Annotated in this window: 9 protein-coding genes and 2 pseudogenes; 1 reads left to right on the top strand and 10 read right to left on the bottom strand. The window is 51.4% G+C overall.

All coding sequences use genetic code 11. The features are described from left to right. Window positions 1-393: 393 nt before the first annotated feature. The 10 genes and pseudogenes from CDH48_RS15210 to CDH48_RS15170 all read right to left on the bottom strand — a co-directional run bounded on the left by CDH48_RS15210 (window position 394) and on the right by CDH48_RS15170 (window position 11569). Window positions 394-2607, bottom strand: coding sequence for an AAA family ATPase (locus tag CDH48_RS15210; protein WP_100689593.1), 2214 nt, complete (start codon window positions 2605-2607; stop codon window positions 394-396). Further along, on the bottom strand, window positions 2604-3038 hold the full coding sequence (locus CDH48_RS15205; protein WP_227521110.1) for a VPA1267 family protein: 435 nt from the start codon (window positions 3036-3038) through the stop codon (window positions 2604-2606). The genes CDH48_RS15210 and CDH48_RS15205 overlap by 4 nt, the downstream gene beginning before the upstream one ends. After that, window positions 3038-3547 (bottom strand): hypothetical protein, encoded by a 510-nt coding sequence (locus CDH48_RS15200; RefSeq protein ID WP_157807845.1) that lies wholly within the window; start codon window positions 3545-3547, stop codon window positions 3038-3040. The genes CDH48_RS15205 and CDH48_RS15200 overlap by 1 nt, the downstream gene beginning before the upstream one ends. A 5-nt stretch (window positions 3548-3552) precedes the next feature. Beyond that, window positions 3553-6237 carry a hypothetical protein gene (locus tag CDH48_RS15195; protein WP_100689590.1) on the bottom strand — a complete coding sequence of 895 codons (2685 nt, stop codon included), beginning with the start codon at window positions 6235-6237 and terminating at the stop codon, window positions 3553-3555. Then, window positions 6234-8327: a hypothetical protein gene (locus CDH48_RS15190; protein WP_100689589.1), complete on the bottom strand. Its 2094-nt coding sequence runs from the start codon at window positions 8325-8327 to the stop codon at window positions 6234-6236. Before CDH48_RS15190 ends, CDH48_RS15195 begins: the two co-directional genes overlap by 4 nt. Further along, window positions 8320-9024 carry a tyrosine-type recombinase/integrase gene (locus CDH48_RS19455; RefSeq protein WP_227521112.1) on the bottom strand — a complete coding sequence of 235 codons (705 nt, stop codon included), beginning with the start codon at window positions 9022-9024 and terminating at the stop codon, window positions 8320-8322. The genes CDH48_RS15190 and CDH48_RS19455 overlap by 8 nt, the downstream gene beginning before the upstream one ends. A gap of 69 nt (window positions 9025-9093) precedes the next feature. Further along, a pseudogene (locus tag CDH48_RS19725) lies at window positions 9094-9411 on the bottom strand (site-specific integrase); the annotation flags it as partial. Between the two features lie 195 nt (window positions 9412-9606). Next, window positions 9607-9837: pseudogene (locus CDH48_RS15180) on the bottom strand (flavodoxin family protein); the annotation flags it as partial. Window positions 9838-9856: 19 nt separating this feature from the next. After that, entirely contained in the window at window positions 9857-10912 is a 1056-nt protein-coding gene (gene recA / locus CDH48_RS15175; protein ID WP_100689597.1) for a recombinase RecA, read from the bottom strand. Window positions 10913-11068: 156 nt separating this feature from the next. Beyond that, on the bottom strand, window positions 11069-11569 hold the full coding sequence (locus tag CDH48_RS15170; protein ID WP_100689587.1) for a CinA family protein: 501 nt from the start codon (window positions 11567-11569) through the stop codon (window positions 11069-11071). Window positions 11570-11651: 82 nt separating this feature from the next. On the opposite strand from CDH48_RS15170, the gene mutS reads away from it, so the two are divergent. Further along, the gene (mutS, locus tag CDH48_RS15165; RefSeq protein WP_100689586.1) at window positions 11652-14267 is read left to right on the top strand and encodes a DNA mismatch repair protein MutS; all 2616 of its coding nucleotides are present in this window, start codon (window positions 11652-11654) and stop codon (window positions 14265-14267) included. Window positions 14268-14369: the final 102 nt, after the last annotated feature.

The following is a 14369-nucleotide window of genomic DNA, read 5'->3' as shown; positions in this document are numbered from 1 at the left end:
GTCGCCAGGTCAGAAATTGCGAGCCCGTTGGGCCAACGACACTGAATCCGGTGAAGCGTACGGTAGAAAAAGACGCGGCTTAAACACAGAAACAGTGCCAACTATCTTGAAAAACACCGACCTGGCCAAGCCTCGCTTTGGTGCACACGAGTATTGAGCATAGTCGAGATTGGTGAAGACGACTGTTGATATTGGGCTGTCAGGAGCCGGCTTCACATCGGGCGTCACACCCCGTCACTTGGTGCAGCCGTCTTCTGAAAATGACATTTTGAGCCGTTCGTGAGAACGTCCAGAAAACGACCGTTAATTTTCTTGCTGCCAGGCAACCTGAGCACACTTGGGGGGGGGAGTAGTTCTATAAAAAAGCTCCATGGCCCAACACATGAGACCCCACTACATTGGACGCGCTAACCGTATGGCACCAGATAATGAGTTTTCTATAGGTTCGTCTGCATCCAACAACTGCTTCAAATAACTTAGTCTTTGGTGAGCCAGACTCTGAGCCCGAGTAATCGTTGCTAGCTCACTCTCTGTACCAACGATATGCACCTCCAACTCTGCACGGGTAATCGCGGTGTATAGCCACGCCCTATCCACAATATGACTTCGCTTCAAAGCAATGATCACACGCGGAAACTGCGACCCCTGTGCTTTGTGGAGGGTAATGCAGTAGCCAAGTTCCATCGATTCCTGGATAGTCTGCGTTAACAAAACCTCTGTGCCGGTATCCAACTGAACCACACCAAAAGATTCTTCCGTTGCTTCAGACGAAACCAATATACCCAGCGTGCCATTTTGGATACCCGCATCATAATTGTTCTGCGTAAACAAGACCGAGTCGCCCTGACAGATCTCACGGTAAAAGCGGTCACCCTGCAGCTCAAATTCCATGCGCGTTCCACCTGGATTTACCATTTTTTGCACACGCTGGTTGATGTCAGCAACCAATGCCTTGGTCGCACCTATGATCCGACTCCCTTCCGGTGCCTGAGCATACAGCGCTGTGCATTGCTCAGCGATCTTGTCAACAGTCGTCTCGTGGAAATAAACAGCACCTGCTGACAATTGCCTCGGGACGATCCCCTCATTGATCATTTTGGAATATTCAGGGATTCCAGTTGAACCCTCCTGGCGCTTCACAACATCCAGAGTCGTGTTGGCAACCAAGCCTGATGCAACGATGTCCGATAGAACCGTGCCGCAACCAATGGGTGGCAGTTGATCAGGGTCACCTGTAAAAATGATTCGCACCTTCGGGCTGATGTGGGTAACTAGTCGATACATGGTTGGCAAGTCGACCATACTGGACTCATCGATTACCAGAAGATGCAACGGGTGATCAGTTGTCGGCTCAATAGGCTCCTGTCGTAGCAGCCCCGCAATAGTCCGCGTCGAAAACCCAATGGACTCGTGCAGGCGCATGGCTGCGCGCCCTGAAAGGGCCACGGCGTGAATTTCGTACCCGAGTGTGTTGACGGCGCGAAGCGCAGTGCGGAGTACCGTGGTTTTGCCGGTTCCGGCACCGCCGGTGATACAACTGATCGCATTATCCAGTGAGGTAACAACGGCCTGCATCTGGCGCTGAGTCAGTTCGCAAGGGGCCTCTGCTATAGCCGTCATGCAGGCGCGGTCGGCCTCTTGATCGTATAGACCTGTTTGGAGAGCTAGTTGTCGGAGGCGCTTGGCGACAACCGTCTCCATTAGGATTTGGGCCGTAGGGTGATAGCTACCGGTCTCCCAGTTCAACACAAACTGAGCTTGCTGCTGGCTGGCCTCGAACGCCTGAGCAGCCAACGTCAACGAACCGAGCATTTTGGTGACTGCGGGGCGAATCGCACCTTGAGTTGTATAGGTATGACCCTTTTCGATTTCCTTCCGAATCGCCATCTCTACAGCGCCAGTCAGGCGTCTAGCGTCATCATCCACCACACCAAAGCTGAGTTCATCTACAGCTTTAAAGGACATTCCAAATCCTAATAGGAGATAAGGATTTTCTTGAATCGCCTGAACCGAGGCTTCTTTGTGATATTTCAGGAGACGTTGCTGCACCGGTGCAGGGATGGCGTGCTGGGACATCCAATTGCAGGCAGAGAGGTTTGCATACTTGGCATACCCGGCATACAGCGCGTTGACGGAATCCAGGCTTAGAAGCTCCAGAAGCCGATTTCGTGACTCGGGGGTGTCATGAGCAAGAGTTTCATGAAAATCACCCCCCAGATGCTCCCAGAGGGCTCTCGCCTTCTGCTCGCCTATGCCCTTGAAGTCGGGCTCCTTGGCAACGAATCGAATCAATTGTTCCCCATCCTCCGGCAGAGTACAGGCCAGCTGGGCGGGTGCATCGTAGGTATGACGCTGCAACAGATAATCGCCATTCTCCAGAGTGTCGATCATGCGAAACCCGTTAACTTCCCAATGCTGGCCAATCGCAGGTCTGACTGGGAGTGCCGAAGCCTCTGACTTTATTGTGATGACATATTTGCCGCTATTGATACGATAAGAGGAGCGTTGCAGTGGCACGCCACTGAAGATCACGTAATTTTCCGTGGTATAAGGAATACTTGTTACCCGTAAAAAATCGGTATCAAGTGGGCTAGAAGAATTCGTCAACGTGGCATCATTCCCATCTCAGTCAACGCCTCAGACAGCTCACCGAATCGCGCCAAGCGGCTCTCTAATTCGTTTACGCGAGCTTTCAGCTCAATGTTTTCCTGCTCAAGACGGGCGGCTCGCTGATCATTTCGAGCCCGGCGAGAGACTTCAGCATCGTACAGTTGTAGCTCGCCCTCCTGATGTTCAGACGCCGGCGTTAGCGGCGGAAGGATCTCTCGGGCTCGAAGTTCATTTTCCAGGCTTTCAAGCAGGCGCTTGATTTCGGGGTTTTGGCGCAAAGCACTTTTACCAACACCCGTCGCTTTGGCAATTTCACCACGGTTCAACTGCCCTCTAAAGATGATCTGCTTGTAGTCCTCGTCACTTTGCGTCGCAGTCCAAGCATGAAAGGCTTCGATATTTTGCTGCGCTTTTTGCTTTCCATTCATCAGTCGATCCCGAGTTTCCTTTTTACTGGCAGCGGCAGCTGATCAAAGGCATAGTGAACCAGCTCTTCAGTCTTTTGCGCTTCTAGTTCAGCCACCCTCTTTTTTAACTCGGTGTTGGTCTGAACCAGTTCATCTTTGCTGTTTCGGATGGAACCACGAGAAGGAGCCTTTTGAGCCTTGAGAATCCTAGCCTCTTTAGCTGCTGCTAGGTCCGCGTTAACACTATCCAAATATTTTTTGAAATGCGGTGAATAACTGGACGTATTCATCAAGGAAGCGCGATTAATACTCAAAGCGTTGGCAACGTCCGAGCCCTTAATTTGATAAGTTTTCTGAGTCAGATAATCGGTAACCTTTTGATGACGCTTGATATAAAGCGACTTCTCTTTTTTGAGTTCCTCGACATACTGCCATGCCTTCATGCTTGCATTTGTATCGGATACCCAGCTAGGGCGCTCTGCTTTTTGTTGACTAGCAGCTTCCTCGACCCGCATTTTCAGGTAGTCCATAACCATTAGGCGGCCCTCGATGCTCTATAATCGTCCAATACCTCTTGCAACTCGCTGAGTGCTTCATGCTTAGGATTGAGAGTGCAAACGTGTCGCGTCACATTTTGAACCAGATCGTAGGATGAGGCTTTGAAAATGGCGGGCACGATTGGGTTCCGTAACGCCATTACATGTGTAGCGGCATGGAACAAGGCCCACTCGACATTCTCTGCTTGCATAAGGTTGTGGATACATCCCAAGCAAAGATCAGGTGATGCGTTGTGTCGCATTGGTTCGCCCATTACCGCGCATTTCGCCTTACTTCGGGTTCTACGTTTGAGTAGGCAATAACCCCAAGGGTTCGACTTGATATTTTCAATTTCGACGGTAGCCAGGTGATGAGCTATTTTTTCTTGCTCCTCTGGTGATAGCACAGCGGTTTTTTTGAACAGTCTTCGGAGCCAGGTATGCAGTTGACCCGCATAACCTTCCCCCTGATGCCTGAGATAGTTGTGAACCAACGAACTAATAACCTGAGCTTTAGCTCTCTCATGGCCGAACCGATTATCTTTATCTCGAATGTATGCTAGCCACATCGATCGCGAAATGTGCTTAAACTGGCTGCGTATCATCCAGCCGGCATCGCCATCAAAGCGCCGATAGACCGCTTCCGCCCACATGTGGCGAAAGGCATGAGGGCTTGGATATAGGGTGCCTTCTATCAGGTCGTTCATCACTGTTCTGGACGTTTCTCGGGCCCTTAGTACATTTTTCGGTAACGATTGAATCCATTCTTTTGTATTTTCTGGCAAGTGCGCGTCCAGCAGATCTTTCCAGTCAGACCGCAGAGCACCGTCACAATAGTGAATCAACCAGTCCCTTTTATCTTTCGTACTTGCTTGTGTCAAAAACAACGATAGACGGGGCCACTCATCGCGCGAACGCCGCCACGCCTCTTTTAAATTGGCGTCTATCGAGAAGTTCGACCATTCCTCAGCAGACAGTTGCTCCACCAAGCGTTCATACTCTTGCTTCTCTGCAGCTGTAAACGGTTTGCCGGAATCACGGACTTCTTGCAACAATTGCCAGGATGTCCAGTCATCAAGTTGCTTAAAGCCTGAATAATGATTGACGAAGTGGCCCCATAGAGCTCGAACTCCACTGCCTACTTGCTCATATGAATTAGAAGGATTGTTGTTTTTTTTATGAACAGCATACAAACACGGCTGTTCATCAGTAGCGCCGACCAATGCCTGCATCTTCTCGGCAATCAAGAATGTGCTGAAAGAGATCTCTCTTAACTCGCGGACGTCGCCGCCCGTTTTATATACATACCAGTTCACCTGGTAGCGCCAGGGAAAGGCATATTGATCCAATTTGTCGTCATTCCTCGTGCGTTTGATCGCCGAGCGTGGAAAGCCAAACTCGCTCCGTCGCCAACCTGTCAGGGCTGCCATAGAGGTGATCCCTGCCTTCGCGACAAGACTAATCAACTGTCGAGGATAGGTTCCATGTGGATCTTTTACCCCACCTTTAATCAGCCCAATCGCCCTATAATCCTCGCCTGAGGGCATTGGGCAGGGCTGCTGAGAGAAGTGTTTTTTAACCACACTCAATTGCTTCTTGAAAACATCCCACGGCACCTCCTGCCCTTCGCTCAAAAGGCGCAATGTTTCGGTTTTGTCTTTTCGACGCATCCAGTCCCATAGAATGACGCGCATCCTGTCCGTATTTTCTGAAGAAGGCTGGAGTCCACAAGCGCTAACAAAAGATGTTATCGTCTCGTCTTGCAGTAGCGCCGCTTCTAGTCGCGCCTGTCGGTAGGCTGCCTTAAAATAATGCGTCACCTCTCTATGGACATTTCGTACCGTGGTAGCTGAATAGGAAGAGCTCAAACAGCATATTTCCTCTACCGTATATCCCTGCAAACATAGGTTTATAAATTGCGTTACGGTGCCCTGTTTGTAGCTACACGATGCCGCTAAAACTGGAGTTGCCCTAAAGGTCGAAGCCAACGCCATCGCTAGAGGATACTGTTTTTCAAAGAACGTCAGACAGTGCTCCACGTAATAACGACCATGATCCAGTGTTAGTAAATCGTAGCTCCCGCCTTCGTACCAATCTTTACTGGTTAACTCATCGTCCGTTAATGCGGGAATCAGCGTTTTTAGCTGTTTATTGATAAACGAATCCGTCAGCGAACGTGCGAACCAGTCTAGGCCAAGACTCGCAAGTGCCACCCTCCATGCCTTGAAGGGCGTTTGAGCACTAAAGCTACCACTGGACTTAATAGAAAGATTCTCACTTACGCCACCTTGTCGCCAAACATGCATTAACAAAAACTCAAGAACCAACACACAATTATCCCGAGTCAACTGAGTCAAATTGTGATGCGCCATAGCTGCCCAAAAGAGTTTCAGGCCGGAGACTCGAGGCACATATTGACTAGGAGTCGTCATTGAGGCGAGTATGAGCCAAATACGTTTGGTGAGAACAACCCAATCTACTTTGTGGGCCAGCGGCCAATCGGGATACCTATCGCTCATACCCAACATATCGTTAAAATCAATCGTGAAAGAGGCCCCACGCTGACCTTCAAACTGCCAAGTCATACTCCCGAAACAATTATTATTGGAGCCCGGTAGAGCATCCAACCGCGCCTGGGCTTCACATGAATCCAGAGTCTTAAAAAATACGGCTGATTGGGTCATTCCGTGGTCTCCAGAAGATGAGCAAATAGCGGTGGCAGATGGTCTGCTAATTCTTGATAGCTTTTTTGAGCGCTAGCGGTGGCTTGCATGCGAGTGAGCGTTCGGGTCATCCATTCAACTTGCACAATAAGTTCTCGCTCCACCCAGTCAGGACGAACAGCCAATAATTTTGGCAGCATTTTTTCAGCTTGGGTGATGTAGTGAATAAAATACAGGGCTGTATCGCTCGTGTCTGAAACAACTATAGTATCAACACCCTCACTCTCAACGGTGCGGCCTTGCAACGGATGAGTGACGATGTCATTACTGTTGGTAGCGGCGCTGACCCGCGTGCGTAATTCCAAGTCATGCACCGATTGATCGATAGCGGATATAGAAGGTTGAAACACCACGTTTTGCAAATCATGGAGCACAAGCCGCGTGATCCGACCTGCCTGATTCACCCACTCTTTATTCTTGTCAGTTAGGTACGATGTTCTTTCTGTTAAAGACGTATGGGAATGGTAATTGATGAGGTCTGCCTCACGGTATGCATCGGTTCCCGCGTGAACTGCAGTGTTTTTTATATGTGTAAGCGAAAACACGTGAGTTGGCAGTGCCCTTGGAGTTATTTTTCGGTACTCTTCTGCTGATTTTCCTGTTCGATTATAAAATGTGAAGTAGTTTTCATCTCCATGTACCAACGCGAGCATGGCTTCCAAAAACAGTGGAGTTGCTTTAATTCGTTTTAATTCAGATTCTAGCCTTCTCTGAAAACTGGGTAGCATCCAGATTTTAAATAGCAAGGAAATTGCATTATGCCTGGAGAGTGATCTTTTCTGTATCTTTTGAAATGACAAAGAATCTTGCCGAACAACGTTCGTTTTAAAAAGAGAGGGCTCAGACAAGCCTTTCATATAACGATCCATAGCTTGCGCCCAAGGATCACTACCCATGTGAATAGTAGACTGCTTGAACGATCCAGATCGGCCCTTGTAGTAGGTGCACTCAATCGCGATAAGACGCCCCGAAGAAGTCCGCTCACGAACATAATTGTTGGTGCGCAGCTTCGGTATATCTGTAGGCTGAACGGCCTCGCATGCTACTAGCCATGCACACAACAGCTCCTCAACATGCGAATACCGCGTTTGATAATCAGGATGGAAGAAGGTAGGTTTTTGCCAAGGAGTAGTGTCTTTGTTTTTATTACGAATACGTCGCGGCAACCTATGCAAACCGGTTTTCGAAATTTTTTCCTTTAACGCCTTTTGCCCAGTTGGCGTAACAAGATCCAACCACAGCAGGTGGCTAAACTCATCTTCTGGATCAAACTGTTTAGTGAATTTCCCATACCGCTCCAAGAGTGCTCGATTCCAATCGTACTGCCAACCTTGATGCGTCGTGTCAATTTCAATTTCAGAAGAAAACTCCCAACGCTTCCGCTGCTCTAATAAATAAATCAAGGTAATAGCGATGGTCGCCCGAAAGCTATTGAACAGCATCCGAGGGCTTTCCAATTGTAAATATGTCTGTTCGCCAAGAACAGAGCGAAGCCAGGGCAGTTCAAACCATCCTGATAGTGTGACGGGTTCTGGTTCAGGAGCCTTCGCTGGTTGCGAAAGTGAAAGTAAGGTTTGCAAAAACACCAGCTCTGGCTCTGATATTGATCGACAATACAGTCCTTCTCGGATCACTGTATTAATCCACACCAAGGAACTCGATTTAAGATTTCGATCATTCAAACAGTAGGCTTCATACGCCTTCAGTACTTTGTAGCGACCCTTGTCGCTTGTGTCATAACCAGAGTCGTTAATCCAATCAAAAAACTTTCGGACACGATCAAAATAAGCCGGTTTTGAGCGAACACTTAAACCGGAGAACCAATCACTTTGAAAACCACTGGAGCACGCCTTGAAAATAATTTCATGGTATGTATTTTCTTTCTTAAGTTTGATGGCATTTTTAGTGCCCGATATTGTCTCGTATACAATATTTTTTGACTGCAGAGGTAGTTTGGCAGACTCTAGTAAAAGAACCGCATCAAACGGGCTCTCGTTATTATCAACGGCGTAGTCACGCTGACTTGTAGAGAAAGGCTCGGTGTCATCCATTCACCACATCCTCCATCTCGAGCATTTGCAGTCTCATCCGTATGTATAGGGTGGTGACGCGAGGTGCTTGTCCATCCCGACCAATAGAATGCCCAAGCCGTTGGGCAACCACTATTAGCGCCGCTGATTCAGAGCGCGTTTCCCGACCGTCGGGACCAGCCAGCTCGTCGTGGAATAGCTCCGTAGCATACGTGTGTCGCAAATCATGGTAATGGAGAAGCGGATTCAGCCCTACCGCCCTTGCGCGTTTCGTAAATACTCGCGATCCCTGCTCTGCCCCGATCCCGGTTCCGATGAAGCGTTGATCAGTTCTTAGAAAGAAGCTGTCATCTTCACTGCAGGTCTGGTCGATGAGCCACTGGCGCTCCGTCTCGACGTATCGCTTCATATCCTGTAACAATTGACGGTCAAAATAGATCCAGCGCGACTTGCTCCCCTTTGTGTAGCGTCCATGCAGCCAATATCGAAACTGATTAACGTGGCTGAAATCACTATCATCAAGTTGCTCAAATAATGTTAGAAGGCCTTTTTCTTCGCCTAGCCGCAACCCCATCAACTCTGAGGTCCTTAAACCGACCTCAAGCCCCATCCGCATCATCAACTTCTCGGCCAGCGTCTCACAAGCATTAAGCAACTGGCTACGTTGGTAACGTGAGACATACTTTATGTAGTGCTGTTTTTTACTTTTCTCGGCCATGAATTGGCGAGTTTTCCGGTCAACCCTCAACTCCATTCGAGGGCTAATTTCCATATAGGTCAACCAATTATAGTAAGCTATCAGTGCAGATTGATGTGTACTCAGAGATTGAGCCGAATCAAGCTCAGTTGCTAAAACCTGATTTAAATAATGGTTTAAAAACTTTCCGCTACATGCTGAAGATGCGTGCATTCCGGGAGTTTGGTGGGAAGTTCGACACTCTTCCAAATAAGAAAGAAACTTAGCTAGCGAGTATACGTAGGAACGTACTGTTGCGTCGGAAACCTCACGTTCAAGCAATGAGGTAATCCGCCGGCGGGACGACTCATCTGCTATCTCTCGAGCTTCATATATAACACCGTGCCGGGATAGGTGAGTAGAGAACATCAAAGGCAGAATTGGCGGGGACGAGTCCTGATCAAAAATTACCCAGAGCGGATCTAACAAATGGTCATGATAGCTTAGGGTTAACTTTTTTACTTGGGCCAACATCCGGAAGTCCACCGTTATATGTGTCTCAGTATAACAACACAAGCCAGGCAGGCGGACAACGAATTTTGAATATTAAATTGCTATAAGGAAAAAGAAATCCTTCAAAGCACCACTCATATAACCCAGATTTTCAGTGGTGCCGAGGATAATGGCATCACAGGCGAGAACATCCTCCGGGCCGGCAGCCAGTGGTGCCAGCACGGTTACTTCCACGTTTTCTATGTCTTCATGCGCCGCACCCTGTGCAACGGCATCGCGCAGGGTGCGGGTATTCGGAGAAGGCGCATGGGCAACAACAAGCAATTTCTTTTTGCGATCCATAACGCATCTCCCGGGTTTTTTAGAGCAATTCACCACTGGTTTCTTCTGCAGCCTCAGCGGCAACGGCAGCGTCTTTTTTGGCAACCGGCTTGGGCATCAGTTTTTCGCGAACTTTGGCTTCGATTTCGTTGGCAATGTCCATGTTCTCTTCCAGGAACTTGCAGGCATTGGCTTTACCCTGGCCAATCTTATCGCCATTGTAGGCGTACCAGGCGCCGGATTTGTCCACAAAGCCCTCTTTAACACCCATATCAAGCACTTCAGCCATGTGATAAATGCCCTTGCCATAGAGAATCTGGAACTCGGCCTGGCGGAAAGGCGGGGCTACCTTGTTTTTGACGACTTTAACGCGGGTTTCGTTACCCACAACCTCATCGCCGTCTTTCACCGCACCAATGCGGCGGATATCCAGGCGTACGGATGAGTAGAATTTCAGGGCGTTACCGCCGGTGGTGGTTTCTGGGCTGCCGAACATCACGCCGATTTTCATACGAATCTGGTTGATGAATACCATCAGGCAGTTGGCGTGCTTCACATTACCCGTAAGCTTGCGCAGGGCCTGGGACATCAGGCGGGCCTGCAGACCAACGTGGCTGTCACCCATTTCGCCTTCGATTTCTGCTTTCGGGGTCAGTGCTGCAACCGAGTCAACAATAATCACGTCTACAGCGTTGGAGCGCACCAGCATATCTGCGATTTCCAGCGCCTGCTCACCGGTATCCGGCTGGGACACCAGCAGTTCGTCTACGTTTACACCAAGCTTTTCTGCGTAGATGGGGTCCAGTGCGTGCTCCGCATCCACGAAGGCACAGGTTTTTCCGGCTTTCTGGGCTTCCGCAATCACCTGCAGGGTCAGGGTGGTTTTACCGGAGCTTTCCGGGCCGTAGATCTCGACAATACGACCGTAGGGCAAACCGCCTATGCCCAGGGCAACGTCCAGCCCGAGAGAGCCGGTAGAAACCGCAGGAATGGCTTCGCGGGGCTGGTCGCCCATTTTCATTACTGCGCCTTTACCAAACTGGCGCTCAATCTGGCCCAGCGCTGCGTTCAGTGCTTTTTTGCGGTTGTCTTCCATCAGTGCAAACCCTCTGTTGCCTTGGCCGCCGGCCAATAAAAAAAGAGCCGGCGGAGAGATAATGAACGGGAACCGGTACAGCGGCATTCCTGTATATTTGAACAGTATTAAAACATACCCCGGGAAAGAGACCAACCCCTGTTGCTGTGAAATCGTTCAGGCTTTTTTCAGAAACCCGCTAACACCCTGCAGGGCAAAGAGAACCGACTTGCGCCGAACCTGGTCCCGGTTACCAGTGAAGTGCTGCACAATCGCTTCGGTATTCTCGGGGCTGGAACCCCATGCAAACCAGACAGTGCCCACGGGTTTCTCGTCGCTGCCGCCACCCGGGCCGGCCACACCGCTGACCGCCACCGCAACACCGGCCCCGGTGGTTGCCAGCGCACCCGCAACCATTTCCCGGACAACCGGCTCGCTGACCGCTCCGTGGTTATCAAGGGATGCCCCGGCAACCCCAAGCAATCGCTGTTTGGCAGCATTGCTGTAGGTAACCAGCCCCCCAACCACATAGGCGGACGAACCTGCCCGGTCCGTCAGCACCTTGGCAATCCATCCGCCGGTGCAGCTCTCAGCCGTTACTATAGTGTTGCCCGCTTCCATCAGCTGGTCGGCTAACTGATCGCTTGCGTGTTCGAGTTCGCGGTCACTGGCAGGCATAATGTTCTCCTTCGTTTCATCACGGGCATTATTTTCTTACAATCCGTGGCTTCATCCAACGCAGGAATATCCGGACTCACCCATGTCAACAGTTCAAACCGATACTCCCAAGCACACCCCGATGATGCAACAGTACCTCAAGATCAAGGGGCAGCACCCGAACGAGTTGGTGTTTTACCGCATGGGTGATTTTTACGAACTGTTCTACGACGACGCCAAAAAGGCTGCGGAGCTGATGGACATTACCCTCACTGCGCGGGGGCATTCCGGCGGTAATCCGATTCCCATGGCGGGCATCCCCTATCACTCATCCGAAGGCTACATTGCACGGCTGGTCAGAGCGGGTCAATCCATCGCTATCTGTGAGCAGATTGGCGACCCGGCCACCAGCAAAGGGCCGGTTGATCGCCAGGTGGTCCGGATTGTTACCCCCGGCACCCTGAGCGATGACGCCTATCTGGAAGACCGGCGCGATAACCTGCTGGCCGCCATTTTCCACCATCGCGAGCAGTTTGGTTTTGCATCCCTGGATATTTCCAGTGGCCGCTTTGCGGTTTCCGAGCTGGACAACCTGGAAGCCCTTCAGGGCGAGCTACAGCGCTTGCGACCGGCGGAGATCCTGATCAGCGAGGATTTTCCGTACGAGGATGTGCTTGCCGGGTTTACCGGTATCCGCCGCCAGAGCCCCTGGCTGTTTGAGAGCGACACCGCACGCCGATTAATTACCCAGCAACTGCAGGTTCGCGACCTTACGGGCTTTGGCTGTGAAGATCTCAGCCTGGCTATTTGCGCCGCCGGCTGCCTTTTACAGTACGCCAAGGAGACCCAACGCACCGCCCTGCCCCACATCCGCAAACTGACCCGGGAGCTACGCGACGAAGCCGTCATTCTGGACGCCGCAAGCCGCCGGAATCTGGAAATCGACGTCAACCTCATGGGCGGCCATCAGCATACGCTGGCCTGGGTGATGGACAAAACAGCAACCTCTATGGGAGGCCGGGAATTAAGACGCTGGCTCAATCGCCCGCTTCGCACAGTAGAAGTGGTGCAGCAGCGCCAACAGGCCGTGTCGGCGCTGCTTGAGGGCTTTCATTATGAGCCGGTACACAGCCTGCTGAAAACCGTGGGCGACATAGAGCGTGTACTGGCCCGCGTAGCCCTTCGCTCGGCCAGGCCCCGGGATCTGGCCCGCTTGCGGGATGCGTTCACTGCTCTTCCCGAGCTGCAGGAGGCGATAAGACCGGTCAATTCTGATCACATTGCCAGGCTGGCCGGGATAATTAGCGAGTACCCCGAACTGGCAGACATGCTGGAACAGGCCATTATTGACAACCCGCCGGTGGTTATCCGGGAGGGCGGAGTTATTCGCGAAGGCTTCGACGAACAACTGGATGAACTGCGCAATATCAGCGAAAACGCCGGCCAGTATCTGCTGGATGTGGAAACCCGGGAGCGGGAACGCACCGGCATCAGCACCTTGAAGGTGGGCTACAACCGGGTGCACGGATACTATATTGAGATCAGCCGCGCCCAGTCTGCCCAGGCGCCAGCTGATTACATTCGCCGGCAAACCCTGAAAAACGCCGAGCGCTTTATCACACCTGAGTTAAAAGAATTCGAAGACAAAGCCCTGAGCGCCAAAAGCCGGGCACTGGCCAGGGAGAAAGCCCTTTACGATGAAGTGCTGGAAACCGTCGCGGAGCAACTTGCGCCTTTGCAGGATGCGGCACAGGCCCTGGCCGAGCTGGATGTGCTCAGCAATTTTGCTGAACGCGCAACCACGCTGCGCTTTACCGCACCGGAATTCCGGGACACCCCGGGATTCGATATCGAGGATGGCCGCCACCCGGTTGTCGAGCAACTGCTGGACGAACCTTTTGTACCCAACAATCTGGTTATGGATGCCCAGCGCCGGATGCTGGTAATTACCGGCCCCAACATGGGCGGTAAATCCACCTACATGCGCCAGGTCGCCCTGATTGTCCTGCTGGCCTACACCGGCAGCTTTGTGCCCGCCAACCGAGCCGTGTTGGGGCCGGTGGACCGGATTTTCACCCGCATGGGCTCGTCTGATGATATCGCCGGCGGGCGCTCCACCTTTATGGTTGAAATGACAGAAACCGCCAATATCCTGCATAACGCCACCGAGTTCAGCCTGGTCCTGATGGACGAAGTAGGCCGGGGCACCAGCACCTTTGACGGTTTGTCCCTGGCCTGGGCCACGGCGGAACACCTGGCAAAGGACATCCGGTGCTACACCCTGTTTGCCACCCATTATTTTGAGCTCACGCAACTGGCAGACGACCTTGAGCACGCCGTAAACGTACATCTGACTGCAACCGAGCACGACGACAGCATTGTGTTCCTGCACAACGTACACGAAGGCCCTGCCAGCCAGAGCTATGGCCTGCAGGTGGCCAAACTGGCCGGTGTGCCCCAGAACGTTATAAACAATGCCAAAGCGCAACTGAAACGGCTGGAAGGCAGCGCAGTGCCCCAGGTTGTACCTGCAACGGCAGCCCATACCGGCCGGAAACATTCGACCGCGCAAAAACAGGTTGCCTATCAGGGGGATATGTTTGCAAGCATGGAGCCAAGCGCAGTGGAAGAAGCGCTGCAAGACCTTGACCTGGATGGATTGTCGCCCAGGGATGCCATGAACCGGCTGTATGAACTGAAGGAATTGCTGAAAAACTGACGGAAAGTTGATCTGTGTAATATGGTTATAGCAGCCAGGCGCTTGCGGCCGTGCGGGCGGCTCCCTACAATATCGCCCATTAAAATATAACCATGGAGCCTG

Origin of the sequence: Marinobacter aromaticivorans, assembly GCF_002806975.1 — a bacterium.
Classification (GTDB): domain Bacteria; phylum Pseudomonadota; class Gammaproteobacteria; order Pseudomonadales; family Oleiphilaceae; genus Marinobacter; species Marinobacter aromaticivorans.
This window is presented reverse-complemented; position numbering and strand designations above follow the sequence as displayed.